The following is an 18,165-nucleotide window of genomic DNA, read 5'->3' on the forward strand; positions in this document are numbered from 1 at the left end:
CGAAATCGCTTTATTTTTTTTAAATAATCAATTAAACTATAGGCAGTACCGTAGTTAACGGCAGAATGTTGGTTAGGAGGACAAGTGTTATGACAGAATTTGAACAAAATCAGACAGATAACAACCAATCTATGGAAGATGCAATGAATAGCGTTCAAGAAGTGAGCGTTGGCGATGTCGTCAAAGGAGAAGTTTTAGTTATTGAAGACAAACAAGCCATCGTTGGAATCGAAGGAACGGGTGTTGAAGGCGTAGTTCCTGCAAAAGAATTATCTACTTTACCGGTTGAAGATATCAACGAAGTGGTAAAGGTTGGCGATACGTTAGATCTAGTCGTGATCAGCACGATTGGTAAAGACAAAGAAAACGGAAGTTACCTTTTATCAAAACGACGCTTAGATGCGAAAAAAGTTTGGGAGGATATCGAAAAAGATTTCCAAGCTGGAAACATCATCGAAGCACCAGTGACAAATGTAGTTAAAGGTGGTTTAGTTGTCGATGTCGGTGTTCGTGGATTTGTTCCGGCATCAATGGTAGAAGATCATTTTGTCGCTGATTTTTCTGAATACAAAGGAAAAACGATGACATTCAAAATCGTTGAAATCGAACCATCAGAAAATCGCTTGATCCTTTCACACAAAGCAGTCGTTGAAACAGAAAAAGAAGCACAGAAAAAAGAATTACTATCAACTATCCAAGAAAATGACGTGATCGAAGGACGCGTTGCTCGTATCACAGATTTTGGTGCGTTTGTTGATTTAGGCGGCATCGATGGATTAGTACACGTTTCTGAGATTTCTCACGGACATGTTGCTAAACCCGGTGATGTTTTAGCTGTTGGCGATGAAGTGAAAGTCAAAGTTCTTTCAATCAATCCAGAACAAGGACGTATCTCATTATCGATCAAAGACACATTGCCTGGACCTTGGACAGATATCGAAACAAAAGCTCCAGTAGGCGCTGTACTTGAAGGTAAAGTGAAACGATTAACTAGCTTTGGTGCCTTTGTTGAAGTATTCCCAACAGTGGAAGGGCTTGTCCACATCTCACAAATCTCACATAAACACATCGCGACACCACATGAAGTGTTGCATGAGGGCGATGATGTCCAAGTGAAAGTTTTAGAAGTCAATCCAGAAGAGCATCGGATTGCATTAAGTATCAAAGCATTAGAAGAAAAACCTGCTTCTGATAAAGAACCAAAAGAAGTTGAGTCTTATGAGTTACCTGAAGAAAACACAGGATTTACAATGGGTGACATCTTAGGCGAAGCCTTAAAAGGGGAAGTAGAAGAAACAGCAACAGATGATTCTGAAAAATAAATGAATGATCGTTCCCGAAGCGCGAATTTACAGCATCAAGGGAAGTTGTACATGTGTAAAACAAGTGGTCTGGGGATTACGCCCCAGACCATTTTCTTTTGTAATAGGCAGTGATCCAGAAAAATACTTGAATGTTCACCGATCTAAGCTTGAAAGTTCGCGAAGTATTCGGTACACTAAGTGAGATTGGAAACATGTGAGGAGGAAAAAATATGGCAAATCCAACAATTGCAATCGTTGGTCGCCCAAACGTCGGTAAGTCGACGATTTTTAACCGTATCGCCGGTGAGCGTATTTCGATTGTCGAAGATACTCCAGGAGTTACTCGTGATCGTATTTATGCTAAAGGGGAATGGTTAGGTCGTGATTTCAGTATTATTGATACTGGTGGGATCGACTTAGGCGATGAACCATTTATGGATCAAATCAAGCACCAAGCAGAAATCGCAATCGATGAAGCAGACGTAATCGTCTGTGTCGTCAGTGGCCGTGAAGGCATCACTGATGCAGATGAAGTCGTAGCAAAAATTTTATATCGCAGCAATAAACCGGTGATCTTAGCCGTTAATAAAGTCGACAATCCTGAAATGAGAAACGATATCTATGAATTTTATGCACTAGGTCTAGGTGATCCTTACCCTGTATCTGGAAGTCATGGATTAGGGATCGGCGACATCTTAGATGAGGCAGTGAAATTCTTTGATGAAGAAGCAGAAGAAGAAGAGGATGATACCATCAAATTCAGTTTGATCGGTCGCCCGAATGTAGGGAAATCTTCCTTGATCAATGCGATCCTAGGTGAAGACCGAGTGATTGTTTCGGACATCGAAGGAACGACGCGTGATGCTATCGATACGCACTTCGTCTCAGAAGACGGTCAAAAATTCATGATGATCGATACAGCTGGAATGAGAAAACGTGGGAAAGTTTATGAAACCACAGAAAAATACAGCGTGATGCGTGCCATGCGTGCGATTGACCGTTCAGACATCGTGTTAATGGTCTTGAACGCAGAAGAAGGCATCCGTGAACAAGATAAACGAGTAGCTGGCTATGCGCATGAAGCTGGCCGTGGTGTGATCATCGTTGTCAATAAATGGGATCTAGTAAAAAAAGAAACGAATACGATGCGTGACTTCGAACAAGAGATCCGTGAAGAATTCCGTTACTTAGACTATGCGCCGATTCTGTTTGTTTCAGCTGTGACTAAGCAACGATTAGAACGTTTGCCTGAAATGATCGAAGAAGTGAGTATGAACCAAAACTTACGTGTTTCTTCAGCAGTCTTGAATGATGTGATCATGGATGCCGTAGCGATCAACCCGACACCGACAGATAAAGGTAAACGATTAAAGATTTTCTATGCCACACAAGTTGCAGTTAAACCGCCAACCTTTGTTGTTTTTGTTAATGAAGAAGAATTGATGCATTTCTCTTATGAACGTTTTTTGGAAAATCAAATCAGAAAAGCATTTACGTTTGAAGGAACTTCGATCCGAATTATTCCACGTCGAAGAAAATAGGCATTTTACCATAGTAGTCCGTTTTTTTCAAAAAAAATAAGCATATTTTTGTATTACGTTTTTATGACTAAAAAAAGCGGTTAAATAATGCCAAAAACCTTGCTATTAAGCGATTCATATGATATCGTGATAACAGAATATTGAAACTTAATCAATATTTCTTATAAACTTCTGGACCACTCAGAAAGTTTTTAAACTAAAATGATGTTCCTATCATATCTCTTGTTGGAGGAGGTGAATCTATCCATGGCAAATAAAGCAGAATTAATCGAAAAAGTTGCTTCAGCTACAGATTTAACTAAAAAAGACGCAACTGCAGCAGTTGACGCTGTATTTTCAACTATCCAAGATGCTTTAGCTAACGGCGAAAAAGTTCAATTAATCGGTTTTGGTAACTTTGAAGTACGCGAACGCGCGGCTCGTAAAGGACGTAACCCACAAACTGGTGAAGAAATCGAAATCCCAGCTAGCAAAGTACCTGCATTTAAACCAGGTAAAGCATTGAAAGACGCTGTTAAATAAGACAGTTGAAAAAGCGCTTGTGGCTACGGCTACAGGCGCTTTATTTTTTATATAGATGGATAAAAGAGGCGGAAAGCAGTAGAAAGGCAACAACCAAATAGTTCAGCAACCAAATGGAACTCGTTACATACCAAATAAAAGAATAGAGTTGATCAAAAAGGCATGGGTTCATTCACTCGTTTTTCTTATTCTTTTTTTATTTTACTTACTAATGGTAAAATAAAAGAAAAGGGGAGGGCAACATGGAGTTATCCTATCGCTACCAACAAGAAGAAACAACAATCTTTTATGGGGAAACATTTGTCAGTCAGTTGAAAAATGAATCGATTGATCAAGCGATTCTTTTTTTAACGAACCAACGTTATTATGATCTATACGCTGAGAAAATGACACAGTCATTCACGAACAAGTTAGCGATTGATTGGTATATTTGTGGCAATACGCAGTGTAATCAATTATCTGAATTGCATAGCCTCTTGTCCTATGCGAGACGCTATCCTGAAAATCGACCGCTTTTAGTAATAGGTTTTGGCAATGAGGGAATTATGGAGTTGGCGGGCTTCTTTCAAAAACATACGTATCTTCAGACTACACTTTGGTTGATCCCCGTCTCGATCCGCTCCATGGCACGGGCACTTAATCCTCAATGCGAGATTTTACATGGGTCGAACGAATCGGCTCTTCAAACGACGAACCTTCCAGAACGGATCATTTATGATCGGACGATCAGTGAAAAACAAATCGAAGGGAAACAAATCGATTTTTTGATTTTTATCTGTTGTGGGTTAGTCTGTGATCATCCGTTTCTTCAAAATCTTTACAAAAATTATCCGAATCGCGAAAAATTATTCAATCGTCCTTTTGCTGGCATGTTAGAAGAAATCATTTATTTTTATCAAGAAGACGCTGAACAAGTGGCAAATTATGGTAAACTATTTGAGCAAGCTTTTTATCTGACTGAAAATAGTCATTTGCTTTCCGCCAGTATGAAAAAATTTTTAGGTATCTTGATGCAACTTATCTGGAATTCAGAAATCAAGTCGCTTTCTTTCCAATTGAAGAATTTTTTTATCTGGCTGCAGCATCTAGGTTATCCAATTATTTGGCCTGAAGAGATATCAAAAATGGATTATCTAGAAAATGTGCTGGTTTTAGCAGAAAAGAGCAAAAAAATTCTCGTTTTGGAAAAAATTGGTATAATAGATGGATATCAATTGCCAAACGAGCAAGAACTATTGAAAACAATGGCGTCCTATGAAAGGATCGTTCAAGAGATTAGAGGGATTTAGATGATGACAAATAGTGAAAAAATGCTACAAGCATTAGCAGACGAAAATTTGACAGAAGCAATTGAATATTTGGCAAAGGCGCTCCAAGAAGATCCGGCTGATGTGTTACATGAGTTAGGAGAAGAATTATTAGCCATCGGTTTCTTAGAAGAAGCAAAAGCAATTTTTGAACATCTGCTAACTGTATCGCCTGAAAATGATGAATGGAATATTCCGTTGGCAGAGATCGCTATCGAAGACAATGAGATCGATCAGGCATTTGACTATTTAGAAAAAATCCAGCAAGATAGTGAGTACTATCCACAAGCACTATTAGCAATCGCTGACTTGTACCAAGTAATCGGTATTCCTGAAGTAAGTGAAGCAAAATTGAAAGAAGCAGCGAAGCTATTACCAGAAGAACCATTGATTCAATTTGCATTGGCTGAATTGTATTTTTCAGTTGACCGTTTCAATGAAGCTTCCGCACTTTACGAAATGTTGTTAGCAAATGGTATAGAAGAAATTTCTAGTATTTCCATGCAAGAACGCTTAGGACAATCGTTGAGTATGCAAGGGGATTTTGAAGCAGCAATCCCACCACTGGAAGCAGCTTTAGCCGAAGAGCGGACAGATGATCGTTTGTTCCAATTAGCGTTCACGAATCTACAATTACATGAGAACGAAAAAGCTATCAATTATTTGCAAGAGTTACGGGAATTGAATCCACAGTATCAATCCTTATACCTTTATCTAGGTCAGGCCCTTCAAGAAGAAGAGATGATCGAAGAAGCACAACAAGTCTTAGAAGATGGTATCAAAGAGAATCCATTCCAAGTAGAACTTTATCACCTAGCTTCGGAAAATGCCTTTCGTCTACATGACAAAGAAAAAGCAGAGAAGTTACTACTTGATGCCTTGAACGTCGGCGACAAACAAGATGAAACGTTGTTGACGTTGAGTAATCTTTACTTGGATCAAGAACGTTATGAAGACGTTGTTCAAACAGTCAACCAAATGGAAGAAGTTGCTAATCCATATGCAGAATGGAACCTCGCTCATGCCTATAATCAATTAGAAGATTTTGCGGTAGCAGCAGTCCACTATGAACAAGCAGCCCACGAATTAGATCATGAGCCAGATTTCTTGAAAGAATATGCTTTATTCTTACGTGAAGAGGGCCAATTAGCAAAAACACGAGAATTATTGGAACAATATTTAACTTATGAACCAGGGGATATGGAGGTATTGTCGCTATTAGATGATTTAACAGAGAGGTGATGAATATGTTGATTGATGTTAAAGAAAAGAAGAATTTCTTAACTTGGATGGTTAACCATGTCTCTTTCAGTCGTAGAGAAGTATTTTGGATTTTGAACTATCTGGCAAATCATGAAGCAATCTTACACAATGTGCGTTTTGTTGAAGGTGCAAACTTAACAAGACGTGGTTTACAGATCACCGATCTTTCCTATGAAGGTGAGCCGATGAAGCTATTTTTAGATGGAAAGGAATTTACTGACACTGATCAGATCTTCCACGAAATCCGTCTGAATTGGAAAAATCCACTCTATGTCGAATGCCTTTTTGAAAATGCGTGGCAAACGAAAGAATATTTAGAAATCATCGAAGATAACCCGTTAGCCTCATGGGAAGATGCAATCAGCGAAGAATCAACAGAATTAATCGAGCATTATTTCCAAGAAAAAGAGCAAGCAGCTAAACTAAACATGCTTTACCAACAGATCGATCAGGCATTAGAAGAAGGCGATAAAGATGCGTTTCTTGAACTATCTGATGAAGTGAACCGCATGATTCTTCAAGCGCCACAGAAGAGTAAGAGCTGAGTGTGGGGAAAGCTGACCAGGGAAAAGTAACATTATGATAAGTAAGTAACTATAGTGAAAATATATATAATAAAGTCTAGGCTTCCTTCCGAGTAATATTCGTAAAGGAAGCCTAGTTTTTATTAAGTTTTTTGGTCAACAAAAAATGGATTTCAATAACAAAATTTCTTAAAAAGCTTATTATAATCAAATTTGTTCCAGAATATCTCTGGTCGCTTCCCTAAATTCCTTTGGTTGATCCGTATGAACGAAATGTCCAGAGATCTTTACATATTCTAGATTTTTGGAAGGTGCGTTGATCTGTTAGAAATGTATACATATTTGATTCCAGTGATATTTTCAGATAGTAATATAGGCTCTCTTAAATATTATCAGTTATATTTTAAATAGTTCATCTATCTTTCATTCTGTGCAAAAAAATATGAAACGATAAAGCTATTGATCAAAAAAAGATGTGACATAAGTATCCAGCTATGGGAAATAAGCGTGGATCCCAAAAATTTGAAGAGCCATTTTCGTTTTTCACGCTTATTTATGAAGGTAAGCTTGTGGAGCACCATATATTCGGTTTTAGGAAGTACAAAAGGCCTAATCGCCCAGGTACTTCTGAATGAACTGAGAATATCTCTAAGTAGACATGTGCAACTCCTTGATCATGAAGTACGCAGAACTACGTTATTCTATATACGTAGAAAGCTTCAGTATCAGGTTGATTGATTCAAAATCATTCTGTTATTTTTTTAAATCGCCTCGTTTGTGGTTTAAGATAGGTAAAGCCTTCTCCTTCTACTTCATGGACATTTAGAATTGAAAGAAAGGCATGTTCGTCAATTTCATGAATGATCCGTTTTACTTCGTTTAATTCCCTGGCACTTACCACCATATAGATCATTTTTTTATCGACACCAGAAAAGCCACCTTCTCCATGCAAGAATGTGACACCACGTTGTAAGCCGGTCATCAATAAAGGTGCAATTTCCTCACTTTTATTTGAGACTACCAGAATCCCTTTGGCAGAGTAACCACCATCAAGGATAAAATCGATGACACGACTAAATACATAGGAAGCGATTAACGTGTACATCATCCGCTTCAAATCGATATAAGTTAATGAAGCAAGTAAAACGATGACATCAAAAGCTAAAAGGGAACGTCCCATAGAGATTCCATGATTTTTTTCAAGTATCCGAGCGATGATGTCACTTCCTCCTGTAGTACCTCCCATACGATAAACGATCCCGCTGCCGACTCCGGCAATCAGTCCTGCAAGTAAAGAGACGATCAGTAAATCATGCTCTAAGTTGATTTGTAAGGGAATCCTTTGCCAAATCCATAAGAAGATAGAAAGCGAGACAGTGCCTAAGACAGTATACGCGAGTGCGCGTTTTCCTAAGATTTTTCCGCCTAGTAGGATCAATGGAATATTGATCAATAAAGTAGAATAAGCTGGATCGATATGAAAAAGAGCACGCAAAATCAGGGTAATACCTGAAACTCCACCCTCGGCTAGCTGGTTTGCGATATTCAAATAGACTAGTCCAAAAGCATAAATACTTGTTCCTAAAATAATAAAAAAAACTTCTTTCATTGTTTTCAATGATGTCATCGAATCCCCACTTTCTACTATATGATATGATTCATTGTGCAACAAGCGGTAAATCCTAGATATAGACCTAGGGATTAGGAAACTGGTTCTTCATTTTTATAGTTATAGAATAGACCAAGTTGGCTTGATGCTAAGAATTTATTAAGTATACCTAACATAATGTAGCATGTATTCTTTGTTTTCACAATTGCACTTCTTGCGGTTTTGCTGTAAAGTTTTTTAGGAAGAGATGATTGGAGGGTTCTTAATGAAAGAAGAGCGTTCACTAAAAAGTATGCAAGAAGAGGTCGATGCGTACATCCAACAATTTAAAGTTGGGTATTTTTCGCCATTGGCGCAAATGGCACGTCTGACCGAAGAAGTAGGTGAATTGGCACGAGAGGTCAATCATTCATATGGCGAAAAAAGTAAAAAAGCAACAGAACCTAGTAATTCAGTGGCAGAAGAATTAGGCGATGTTCTATTTGTAACAATGATCATGGCAAACTCGTTAGGAATTGATTTGACGACGGTATTTGAAAAAAATATGGAGAAGTTCAATCGAAGGGACCATCATCGTTTTGCCCGAAAAGATGAGGAACAGTGAGAGGATAGAAGGAGTAAAAATGAGACTAAATGAATTACCGATCGAATATAAAAAAGCAATTCCAGTAATAAGAAAAATTGAGGCAGCTGGATTTGAGGCGTACTTTGTTGGTGGTAGTGTGCGGGACACGTTACTCGGACAAAAAATTCATGATGTAGATATTGCTACTAGTGCGTTTCCAGAAGAAATCAAGCAGTTGTTTCCAAAAACGATCGATATCGGGATCGAACATGGAACGGTTCTCGTCTTCCATGAAGAGGAGCAATATGAGATCACGACATTTCGTACGGAATCGACTTATCAAGATTATCGGCGTCCTGATAGTGTTTCATTTGTTCGTACACTAGAAGAGGATCTAAAGCGCAGAGACTTTACGATCAATGCTTTTGCTTTGAAAGAAGATGGTGAGATCATTGATTTATTCGACGGGTTAACTGATTTAGAAAATCACGTCTTACGAGCAGTTGGACGACCTTTCGAGCGATTTCATGAAGATGCTTTACGAATGATGCGTGGGCTTCGTTTTGTGAGTCAGTTAGGGTTCAAATTGGAAGAAGAAACGGCCAAGGCGATCGAAGACAACCATGCGTTATTGGACAAAATCTCTGTTGAGCGAATGAATGTTGAATTTATCAAAATGCTTTTAGGGGATTTTCGTAATCATGGCTTGGCCGCATTTGTCGAAACAAAATGTTACATCTATTGTCCACAATTAAAAGAAGATGGTGAGGCGTTATTAAGATTTGCCGATTTACCATCTATTCCATTAAAAAAAGAAAGTCAAGCTTGGGCATTATTACTCAATCAACTCGGTCGATCTGAGCAAGAGGTGGCACCTTTCTTAAAAGCATGGAAATGTTCCAACCAAATGATTCGAGAAGTCCAACGTTTGGTCAAAGGATTGGCGAAGCGACAAGAACGACGATTAACACCATTGGAGATTTATCATCTTGGAAAAGACGCATCGTTGGATGTGGAAGAATTGATGATTTACTTCCAACAAACCCCTGACACAACAACTGTGCTAGACATCTATCATGCACTTCCTATCAAGACAATGGGTGAGTTGGCGATTGATGGCAAGGTGTTATTAGCTACGAGTGAAAAAAAACCAGGTAAATGGGTCAGTGAAGCGTTAGCACTTGCGGAGTCAGCGGTAGTGAACGGACTGGTACAGAATGAACAAGCTGCATTATTAACCTATCTGAAAGAGCAACAAGGTTAGTCAACGAAATCGTGACAATCACTAATTACGTCTGTTTGGCGGGCTAATCATATACTGACATGGCTAAAGTAAGGGCATGAGAGTTATCTATAGAAGCGTTTGGCTTTTTTGTAGGATGTTTCTCATGTCCCTTTTCTCTTTTAGAGGAGGATTGTTATCAAAAAAGCTGACAGAAAAGCAAACATGAGAGATGACCGCTTTTGTTGTTTTATGCTAAACTAGTAATGAAACAGAATATAATGCGTCAAAAAAGGAGATTTTTTTAATGAGCAAAGAAATGACAGCGCTAAAATTTTATTTCCGTAACGGCGAAACATGGACGATCAATCGTCGTCACATCGGCGACCTTTGGATCAAACAAATCACGACAAGTTTTGGTCGTATCAATGGGAGTGAATTTATTGAGATCCATCCATGTGCCGGTTTTAAAATCGAAATCTTCCATGAGGGAGATTCAGTAGCTACTCATGATATCAATCTAGGTGGTTTGGAAATGGGTATGTTTAATCGTGCTTTGAAATATGAAGATATTGAACGTATGGAAATCTTGTATCGCAATGGTACACCTGATCTAGTATACTTCCCTTACTTGGACAAAGGAACAGAGGGATTAGATAATCAATATCAATCAACAAAAATCAGTGAAAAAACTGGTAACTTATACATTGTGATCAACCCAGAACAACGTGTTGACGATGTTTATGGCGAATATTTCGAATAAGAGCGAATGACGTTTAAAAATAGCACATGCAAAACTTTTGAATAGGTTTTGCATGTGTTTTTCTTTTGTCTTTATTTTACGATTACAGTTGATATTTTATAGTGATTGGACTAGAATGAGTTTCTGGAATTGAAACGAATACTTCATCCTAAAAGTAAAAAGGTTTTAGTTGCATTCTAAAAACTTTTTGCTATAATTGGTGCAGTTTGAATATAGGAGATCTTGAAAATGAGAGAGAGTTTTGAAGAACAAAAGAAACGACTGGTTGATCACTATGGTACTTTTTCAATGGAAGATCGTCGCCAGATCTTATGTAAGTTGCGTAAAAGGAATATCTTGATGTATCGTCAATTAGGCCGCTTGAAACACGAATTGCTCCGTTTAGAATCAAAACGTGTGCAATGTGAGTTAGATGGTCGGGTGACCCAAGCGGAAATTGTTGAAAACAAAATTTTAAAGAAAAAAGAGCAATATTTGAAAGTTCTTGCACAAAATAAAAAATAAAGGGGATCAAGCATGGAATTTGCAGAGTTAGTGATTGTTTTTGCAGTCACGATCACGCTATCCAACATAGCAAGTCGTATCTTGCCAATGATCCCTGCACCACTGATCCAAATATTTCTTGGCGTGGTTTTAGGATTGACCGAATGGGGTGAATCCATCAATTTTGAACCTGAATTATTTTTAGTGATGATCATCGCCCCCTTGCTTTTTAGAGAAGGAGAAAAAGCGGATATCGCCTCGATCCTGAAAAATTTCGATACGATATTGTTTCTCGCTTTTGGTGGGGTGATCTTGACTTTGATTGGCGTTGGAGCAACGTTATCATTTCTGTTGCCCAGTGTCCCTTTAGCCGCGTGTTTCGCTTTTGGTGCAGCACTAGGTCCGACAGATGCGGTGGCAGTCAGTTCGCTTTCCAATCGTGTGAACATTCCGAAAAAAGCCATGCATATTTTAGAAGGTGAAGGGTTACTGAATGATGCTTCTGGCGTAACAGCCTTCCAATTTGCCTTAGCTGCTTTGATCACTGGGACGTTCTCTGCGGTAAACGCAGGCGTTACACTGATTTTATCAAGTATTGGCGGGGCAGTAGTCGGCTTTTTGCTTGTCTGGGTAAAAAGAAAAATCATTGGTTTGATCGAGAAAGCATCGGCACGTGACGTAACAGGCTACTTATTGATTGAATTGTTGTTGCCTTTCTTAGCGTATGTTTTAGCCGAAGTCTTTCATGTTTCAGGAATTATTGCAGCAGTGGTTGCAGGGGTATTACAAGCCTCAGGATTTAAAAAAATCTCAGTCTTTGATGCGGAGTTGTCAACTTTATCGAATAGTACATGGACAACGATTGCTTTCACATTGAATGCGCTGGTATTTATATTTTTAGGAATTGAACTGACACAAGTCTTTACACCAGTTTGGGGAGATGGACTGTATTCGAATAGTTTGTTGCTAATGATCATTTTATTGGTTTCAATCATGCTGTTCGTCATACGCTTCGTTTCAATCAGCTTATTTTATATGTTTAAGGGCGGTTTTCAAAGTTTCAAAAAACAACTGAATGAAGTCTTGATCTTAACTTTTGGGGGTGTAAAAGGAACAGTCAGTTTAGCGACTATTTTTATTTTACCATTCACGATCAATCAAATGGCATTCAATCAACGATCATTGCTCTTATTTTTAACGGCAGGGGTTATTTTGGTCACGTTGATTATCGGGATCATTGTATTGCCAATGTTGACTGAAACAGAAGAAGCAGCGACAACTGATTTAAAAGCTTTGATGATCTTGGAAGAAGTGATTGAAACACTACGCTTAGAAAAAGAAGCGGAAGAACCAGGATCAAAAGCTTATTTAGCGATAGAAGCAGTGATTGAGACTTATCAAGAAAGAATCAGTGAGCTTTATTTATCTGATTTGAGTGGAGATGAAAAGCAAGAAGTCCAAGAAATCCAAGCGTTGATTTTATCGATTGAGCGAGATGGCTTGGATGAAAGATATCGTTCTGGGAAGTTGTCTTCTAATGGCTATCGCTTTTATTCAAGATTCCTAGCTAACTTTGAACAGTCGATCACAAGTCAAATTTTGTCATTCATTGGATTTTGGTTTATTGTGGTACGCCGATTGATGCGGATCGTTCTCCACCCCAAAATGTTTTGGCAAAGACGGCAAAGTGATCGCCAAACTATGATCTCTGATAAAGACATTCAGGAAATTCGAGAGACGTATCAAAAGAATACGCAATTGATCATCGAAAGTTTGGAGAATCTAACGGACGTTTATGATGATACGATGATCGGATTCTTTATCGAACAACGAAAAGCTCAGGGGATTCGGATGATGAGTGGTAATCTGATTTCCACTTGGATGATCCAACAAGATCGTTTGTTTACGAAGAAGATGCTAAGAGGTTACTATTTAGAAAGAAAAGTCATTGATGAATATGAAGTCGCAGAAACGATCACGACTTTTTCTGCGAATCAATATAGACGAAATATCAATCTGTTGGAGTCCTATACAATGAATCAACCGACAGATCGTTTTTCATTTCGCTTTGCGTTCCAAGCGAAAGCAAAGAAATTTCAATTGAAACAAGACCAAAAGAGGAAGTTGTGACAAAGCACAGCTCCTCTTTTTTTTTGAGGTTGTGACAGAAGTCATTTAACCTTAATAATTAAGTTCATCCAGGAAGTCAGGTTTTTGAATCCTGTGTATTTGGTTATATGAAGTGAGAGAACACGTATCTTCAATGCTACCTAAAAAAAAGAATATTCGAAAAAAACTATCTTTTAAACAATTGTTTTATGTTACAATATCCAAGATAAGGGGGGAGTACTGGTGAAAGAGCTAAAAATAACTGACCTCAAAAAAACATATGGAGAAAAAGAATTATTTAATCAGATCTCCTTTTTGATCCATGAACATGATCGCATCGGTTTGATTGGTACCAATGGAACTGGTAAAACAAGTCTTTTGAATATCATCGCTGGACTTGACAGTGGAGATGGTGATCAGCAGACAGTTTTTTATCCGAATGATTACCGTATCGGTTATTTATCACAAACCGATTCATTTGCAGAAAATGATACGGTCTTACAAGCTGTTTTTCAAGGGAATAGTCCATTGATCCAGACTGTACGACTCTATGAGGAAGCCTTGATTGCATTAGCTGAAAATGGCGATGATGAAGCAGTCCAAAAACGCTACGCATTGGCAGAAGAGCGAATGAATAAAGAGGACGCTTGGACGACGGATACAAATGCCAAGATCATTTTGCAAAAACTAGGGATCAGTCAATTAGAAAAGAAAATCGGTGAGCTTTCGGGTGGACAAAAAAAACGTGTCAGCTTAGCACAGGTTTTGATCGATGAACCTGATCTTTTATTACTTGACGAGCCGACAAACCACTTAGATTATGCAGCGATCGAATGGTTGGAATCTTACTTGAAACAATATCGTGGTGCCTTATTGATGGTTACCCATGATCGTTATTTCTTAGATCGTGTCACGAATCGGATCTTTGAACTTGCCTTTGGGAATCTTTATGAATATAAAGGCAATTATGAAGCTTATCTTATTGAAAAAGCCGAGCGAGATCGTGTCGAAGTCGAACAAGAAGAAAAGCGTAAACGCCTGTATAAGCAGGAGCTTTCTTGGATGCGAGCGGGAGTACAAGCTCGTGGGACGAAACAGCAAGCACGTATCAATCGCTTTGAAGATTTAAAAGAAAACTTATATCAAGTCAATCATGATACGGATATCGAACTAAATATCGCGACACAACGTTTAGGTAAAAAAGTGATCGAGATCAAGGATGGTTCGTATTCGATTGAAGGAAAACCTTTGCTCCAACACTTGGATCTATTGATCCAATCAAGAGAGCGTCTAGGAATCACTGGAGAGAACGGTGCTGGAAAGTCAACGTTGTTAAATATCTTAGCAGGGAAATTATCCTTAGATAGTGGCATCTATACGATTGGCGAAACTGTTCGATTAGCTTACTATACACAGGAAAATGAAAAAATGTCTCCGGACAAACGAATGATTGCTTATCTGCAAGAAGCGGCAGAAGAAGTCCAAACTGCGGATGGAACGCAAATCGGTGTCGCCGAACTTTTGGAGCGGTTCTTGTTTCCAAGATTCATGCACGGAACACTGATCCGTAAACTGTCTGGTGGGGAAAAGCGTCGTTTATATTTACTCAAATTATTGATCCAGCAACCAAATGTTCTATTGCTGGATGAGCCAACCAATGACTTAGATATCGCTACTTTAACGATTTTGGAAGATTATTTCCGGACATTCCCTGGAGCGGTGATCACCGTTTCTCATGACCGTTATTTCTTAGATAAGGTAGTTGATAAACTGTTAGTTTTTCTAGGAGATGGCAAACAAGAGCTTTATTATGGCGATATGTCTAGCTATTTAGCCAAACGCAAAGAAGATCAACAGATTCAACCAGAAAAAGTCAAAGCTAAGATAGAAGAAAAAAAATCTGAGCCAAAGAAAAAGCTTTCTTATATGGAACAGAAAGAATGGGCAACAATCGAAGATGAGATTGCGGAACTAGATAATCGTTTGGATGAATTGCAAGAGGAGATGAACCATCAAGGGGATGATTTCACACGATTGCAAGAATTACAAAAAGAAGTAACCACAACTGAAGAACTGCTGGAAGAAAAAATGTCACGTTGGGAATATTTAAGTGAATGGGCAGATAATTAGGAGGGAAAAGATGGAGCAAGCATATCTTGATCTAGGGAAAAAGTTGTTATCTGATGGACATGTAAAAGGTGATCGTACGGGAACAGGAACATTTAGTTTATTCGGTTATCAAATGCGATTTGACCTGCAAAAAGGCTTTCCGTTATTGACGACAAAACGTGTACCTTTTGGTTTGATCAAAAGCGAATTATTATGGTTTTTAAAAGGAGACACGAATATCCGTTATCTTTTACAAAATAATAACCATATTTGGGATGAATGGGCATTTGAACGGTATATCAAAAGTGAGGATTACCAAGGGCCGGATATGACAGATTTTGGACATCGTAGTTTGACTGATCCAGAATTCAATAAAGTCTATCAAGAAGAAAGCAAGAAATTCTGGGAAAAGATAGTGGCAGATGAAGAATTTGCAGAAAAACATGGAGATCTTGGTCATATTTATGGCTATCAATGGCGTCATTGGGAAACCAAAGAAGGTAGTTTCATCGATCAAATCAAAGAAGTGATCGAAGCTATCAAGCAGACACCTGATTCAAGACGACTGATCGTCTCAGCATGGAATCCAGAAGATGTGCCAAGTATGGCTTTACCTCCTTGCCACACGATGTTTCAATTCTATGTAAATGACAATAAACTAAGTTGCCAGCTGTATCAAAGAAGTGCTGACGTGTTTTTAGGTGTCCCGTTCAATATTGCTAGCTATGCTTTATTGACACATCTGATTGCGCATGAAACGGGATTAGAAGTTGGTGAATTTATCCATACTTTAGGCGATGCGCATCTTTACTCAAATCACGTAGAACAAATGAAAGAACAATTGTCTCGTGAAGTTCGTCCATTTCCGAAGCTAGTATTGAATACAGAAAAAAACTCTGTGTTTGATTTTGAAATGGATGATATCAAAGTTGAAGGATATGAGCCGCATCCTTCAATAAAGGCACCTATCGCGGTCTAAGAAAGGATGAGAAAATGTTCGCTGCAATCTGGGCACAAGATGAAAATGGCCTGATCGGAAAAGAAGATAGACTTCCTTGGCATTTGCCGAATGATTTGAAATTTTTTAAGCAAATGACTGAAGCGAATGTATTGATCATGGGACGAAAAACATTTATGGGGATGGGCGGTAAGCCACTACCTAATCGTAAAACGATTGTTTTGACAAGAGACCGTGAGTTTACAGCCGAGGGCGTACTAGTGATGCATGATGTCAATGAAGTATTAGCTTATGAAAAAGAAGTAGATGAAATTTTATTTGTTGCTGGAGGGTCAGCAATCTATGAAGAATTTTTACCTTACTGCACAATTTTGTATCGTACGGTGATCCATCACTCTTTCGAAGGAGATACGTATTTTCCTGCTGTAGACTGGCAAGCATGGTCATTGATCAATATCAGTCCGGGAGAAATAGATGAAAAAAATAGTTATGCACATCAGTTTGAGACGTATAAACGTAAAGAAGAACACACAACTGAAGAGATATAATGTTTCGTTGAACCTATAGATTCAAAGCGGAAGAAACCGAAATGGATTTTTTATCATTCAGGTTTCTTCTGCTTATTTTGTCGTTCCATCAAAAAAAGTAGAACAGATAAAGAAAACTGAGTAGAACCATGTTATCATAACAAACAATTTATTTTAAATTTGTTTATAACTGAATTTGATGAAAAAACAGAAGTTCTTTGGTATACTGAAAGTGGACCTGCCTGAAAAATGCTAGGCACTTTGTGAAAGAAAGAGTGTGAAATAATGACAAACGTAAAAATAGTAACAGATTCTTCTTGTACAATGGAAAAAGCAGTACGAGATCATTTGAATATTCATGTTATGCCATTATCAATTATGATCGATGGCGTTGTATATTCTGATGACGATCAACTAGGCGGAGAGAAATTCATGGAAATGATGGCTAAATCAAAATCATTACCTAAAACAAGTCAACCGCCGATCGGCGAATTCATTTCAACGTATGATGAATTAGGACAAGATGGTAGTGAAGTGATTTCCATCCATATGACGAAAGGGTTAAGTGGAACGGTTGAAGCTGCAAGACAAGCAAGCAACTTAACGAAAACAAACGTCACAGTCATTGATAGTGATACGACTGACCAAGGTTTATCTTTCCAAGTGATTCGTGCGGCTGAAATGGCCAAAGAAGGTAAATCAGCAGAAGAGATCCTTGCTGAAATCGAGAAGATCAAAAATAATACCAAACTTTATATCGGTATCTCCACATTGGATAACTTAGTAAAAGGTGGAAGAATCAGTCGTGCAACTGGTTTACTATCAAGTATGTTAAACATTCGTGTGGTGATGAACTTTGCTCATTCAGAGCTGATTCCTGTGACAAAAGGTCGTGGGAAAAAGACTTTCGACAAGTGGTTCGATGGCTTGAAGAAAGAACTGAAGGCTCTACCGAACGTTCGCCAGATCGGTATCTCACATGCAGGTGCCACAGAGCTTGCTCGAGAGTTTGAAGAAGGCTTGAAACAATTGTTTCCCGATATGGACATCCCAGTATTGCATACAAATCCAGTGATTGCTACCCATACAGGGGAAAATGCTTTTGCAATCATGTATTATACCGATTGATGAATGTAAAATAAGGAACAGAAGGACAGATCATGTGAAGACAAATAAACGTGTTCTTTGTGATCTGTCTTTTTTCGTTCAAGTGCTACTAGCATAAGGAAATGAGGAGGAAAAGACATTTTGAGATGCTCCACTTCCTTTAGCAGATGAGAAACAGCCTCTTTCTTTTTTTCAGAAAAGGGCTATTTTTTTAATTGGAATTTTGGTAATATAAGAAGCAATCATGGTCTA

16 protein-coding genes are annotated in these 18,165 nt (G+C 38.4%); 15 read left to right on the plus strand and 1 reads right to left on the minus strand.

Annotation, left to right across the window (positions count from 1 at the left end):
• Positions 1-89: 89 nt before the first annotated feature.
• The 6 genes from rpsA (at position 90) to HZ311_RS13365 (ending at position 6,482) form a co-directional block, all read left to right on the plus strand.
• Complete coding sequence (gene rpsA / locus HZ311_RS13340) at positions 90-1,322, plus strand: 30S ribosomal protein S1 (RefSeq protein WP_010735769.1); 1,233 nt, start codon at positions 90-92, stop codon at positions 1,320-1,322.
• A gap of 212 nt (positions 1,323-1,534) precedes the next feature.
• Positions 1,535-2,845 carry a ribosome biogenesis GTPase Der gene (gene der / locus HZ311_RS13345; RefSeq protein ID WP_010735768.1) on the plus strand — a complete coding sequence of 437 codons (1,311 nt, stop codon included), beginning with the start codon at positions 1,535-1,537 and terminating at the stop codon, positions 2,843-2,845.
• A gap of 246 nt (positions 2,846-3,091) precedes the next feature.
• A complete protein-coding gene (locus HZ311_RS13350; RefSeq protein ID WP_002290178.1) occupies positions 3,092-3,367 on the plus strand; it encodes an HU family DNA-binding protein in 276 nt (91 codons plus the stop codon).
• Positions 3,368-3,609: 242 nt separating this feature from the next.
• On the plus strand, positions 3,610-4,656 hold the full coding sequence (locus HZ311_RS13355) for a hypothetical protein (protein ID WP_137072176.1): 1,047 nt from the start codon (positions 3,610-3,612) through the stop codon (positions 4,654-4,656).
• A complete protein-coding gene (locus tag HZ311_RS13360) occupies positions 4,657-5,916 on the plus strand; it encodes a tetratricopeptide repeat protein (RefSeq protein ID WP_137072178.1) in 1,260 nt (419 codons plus the stop codon).
• 5 nt (positions 5,917-5,921) lie between these two features.
• The gene (locus HZ311_RS13365) at positions 5,922-6,482 is read left to right on the plus strand and encodes a YpiB family protein (RefSeq protein WP_023519477.1); all 561 of its coding nucleotides are present in this window, start codon (positions 5,922-5,924) and stop codon (positions 6,480-6,482) included.
• A gap of 724 nt (positions 6,483-7,206) precedes the next feature.
• On the opposite strand, the gene HZ311_RS13370 is transcribed toward HZ311_RS13365, so the two are convergent.
• Entirely contained in the window at positions 7,207-8,088 is an 882-nt protein-coding gene (locus HZ311_RS13370; RefSeq protein ID WP_137072180.1) for a YitT family protein, read from the minus strand.
• Positions 8,089-8,335: 247 nt separating this feature from the next.
• On the opposite strand from HZ311_RS13370, the gene HZ311_RS13375 reads away from it, so the two are divergent.
• The 9 genes from HZ311_RS13375 to HZ311_RS13415 all read left to right on the plus strand — a co-directional run bounded on the left by HZ311_RS13375 (position 8,336) and on the right by HZ311_RS13415 (position 17,934).
• Positions 8,336-8,674: a nucleotide pyrophosphohydrolase gene (locus tag HZ311_RS13375; RefSeq protein ID WP_010735763.1), complete on the plus strand. Its 339-nt coding sequence runs from the start codon at positions 8,336-8,338 to the stop codon at positions 8,672-8,674.
• A 19-nt stretch (positions 8,675-8,693) separates the two neighbouring features.
• On the plus strand, positions 8,694-9,899 hold the full coding sequence (locus tag HZ311_RS13380) for a CCA tRNA nucleotidyltransferase (RefSeq protein WP_137072182.1): 1,206 nt from the start codon (positions 8,694-8,696) through the stop codon (positions 9,897-9,899).
• Positions 9,900-10,164: 265 nt separating this feature from the next.
• Entirely contained in the window at positions 10,165-10,620 is a 456-nt protein-coding gene (locus HZ311_RS13385; protein ID WP_010735761.1) for a hypothetical protein, read from the plus strand.
• A gap of 228 nt (positions 10,621-10,848) precedes the next feature.
• Positions 10,849-11,124: a hypothetical protein gene (locus tag HZ311_RS13390; protein WP_010735760.1), complete on the plus strand. Its 276-nt coding sequence runs from the start codon at positions 10,849-10,851 to the stop codon at positions 11,122-11,124.
• Between the two features lie 12 nt (positions 11,125-11,136).
• Positions 11,137-13,233: a cation:proton antiporter gene (locus tag HZ311_RS13395; RefSeq protein WP_010735759.1), complete on the plus strand. Its 2,097-nt coding sequence runs from the start codon at positions 11,137-11,139 to the stop codon at positions 13,231-13,233.
• A 222-nt stretch (positions 13,234-13,455) separates the two neighbouring features.
• Positions 13,456-15,342 (plus strand): ABC-F family ATP-binding cassette domain-containing protein, encoded by a 1,887-nt coding sequence (locus HZ311_RS13400; RefSeq protein WP_331251504.1) that lies wholly within the window; start codon positions 13,456-13,458, stop codon positions 15,340-15,342.
• 10 nt (positions 15,343-15,352) lie between these two features.
• The gene (locus tag HZ311_RS13405) at positions 15,353-16,300 is read left to right on the plus strand and encodes a thymidylate synthase (protein WP_178946749.1); all 948 of its coding nucleotides are present in this window, start codon (positions 15,353-15,355) and stop codon (positions 16,298-16,300) included.
• A gap of 14 nt (positions 16,301-16,314) precedes the next feature.
• Positions 16,315-16,827 carry a dihydrofolate reductase gene (locus HZ311_RS13410; RefSeq protein WP_023519480.1) on the plus strand — a complete coding sequence of 171 codons (513 nt, stop codon included), beginning with the start codon at positions 16,315-16,317 and terminating at the stop codon, positions 16,825-16,827.
• A 264-nt stretch (positions 16,828-17,091) separates the two neighbouring features.
• On the plus strand, positions 17,092-17,934 hold the full coding sequence (locus HZ311_RS13415) for a DegV family protein (RefSeq protein WP_137072184.1): 843 nt from the start codon (positions 17,092-17,094) through the stop codon (positions 17,932-17,934).
• Positions 17,935-18,165 lie beyond the last annotated feature (231 nt).

The sequence above is a fragment of the Enterococcus mundtii genome, assembly GCF_013394305.1.
In the GTDB taxonomy this organism is placed as follows: Bacteria; Bacillota; Bacilli; order Lactobacillales; family Enterococcaceae; genus Enterococcus_B; species Enterococcus_B pernyi.

Coding starts and splice junctions, on each gene's coding strand:
- rpsA (WP_010735769.1), top strand. CDS start 90: ATGACAGAATTTGAACAAAATCAGACAGATAACAACCAATCTATGGAA.
- der (WP_010735768.1), top strand. CDS start 1,535: ATGGCAAATCCAACAATTGCAATCGTTGGTCGCCCAAACGTCGGTAAG.
- HZ311_RS13410 (WP_023519480.1), top strand. CDS start 16,315: ATGTTCGCTGCAATCTGGGCACAAGATGAAAATGGCCTGATCGGAAAA.
- HZ311_RS13350 (WP_002290178.1), top strand. CDS start 3,092: ATGGCAAATAAAGCAGAATTAATCGAAAAAGTTGCTTCAGCTACAGAT.
- HZ311_RS13390 (WP_010735760.1), top strand. CDS start 10,849: ATGAGAGAGAGTTTTGAAGAACAAAAGAAACGACTGGTTGATCACTAT.
- HZ311_RS13380 (WP_137072182.1), top strand. CDS start 8,694: ATGAGACTAAATGAATTACCGATCGAATATAAAAAAGCAATTCCAGTA.
- HZ311_RS13365 (WP_023519477.1), top strand. CDS start 5,922: ATGTTGATTGATGTTAAAGAAAAGAAGAATTTCTTAACTTGGATGGTT.
- HZ311_RS13405 (WP_178946749.1), top strand. CDS start 15,353: ATGGAGCAAGCATATCTTGATCTAGGGAAAAAGTTGTTATCTGATGGA.
- HZ311_RS13355 (WP_137072176.1), top strand. CDS start 3,610: ATGGAGTTATCCTATCGCTACCAACAAGAAGAAACAACAATCTTTTAT.
- HZ311_RS13395 (WP_010735759.1), top strand. CDS start 11,137: ATGGAATTTGCAGAGTTAGTGATTGTTTTTGCAGTCACGATCACGCTA.
- HZ311_RS13385 (WP_010735761.1), top strand. CDS start 10,165: ATGAGCAAAGAAATGACAGCGCTAAAATTTTATTTCCGTAACGGCGAA.
- HZ311_RS13370 (WP_137072180.1), bottom strand. CDS start 8,088: ATGACATCATTGAAAACAATGAAAGAAGTTTTTTTTATTATTTTAGGA.
- HZ311_RS13360 (WP_137072178.1), top strand. CDS start 4,657: ATGATGACAAATAGTGAAAAAATGCTACAAGCATTAGCAGACGAAAAT.
- HZ311_RS13415 (WP_137072184.1), top strand. CDS start 17,092: ATGACAAACGTAAAAATAGTAACAGATTCTTCTTGTACAATGGAAAAA.
- HZ311_RS13375 (WP_010735763.1), top strand. CDS start 8,336: ATGAAAGAAGAGCGTTCACTAAAAAGTATGCAAGAAGAGGTCGATGCG.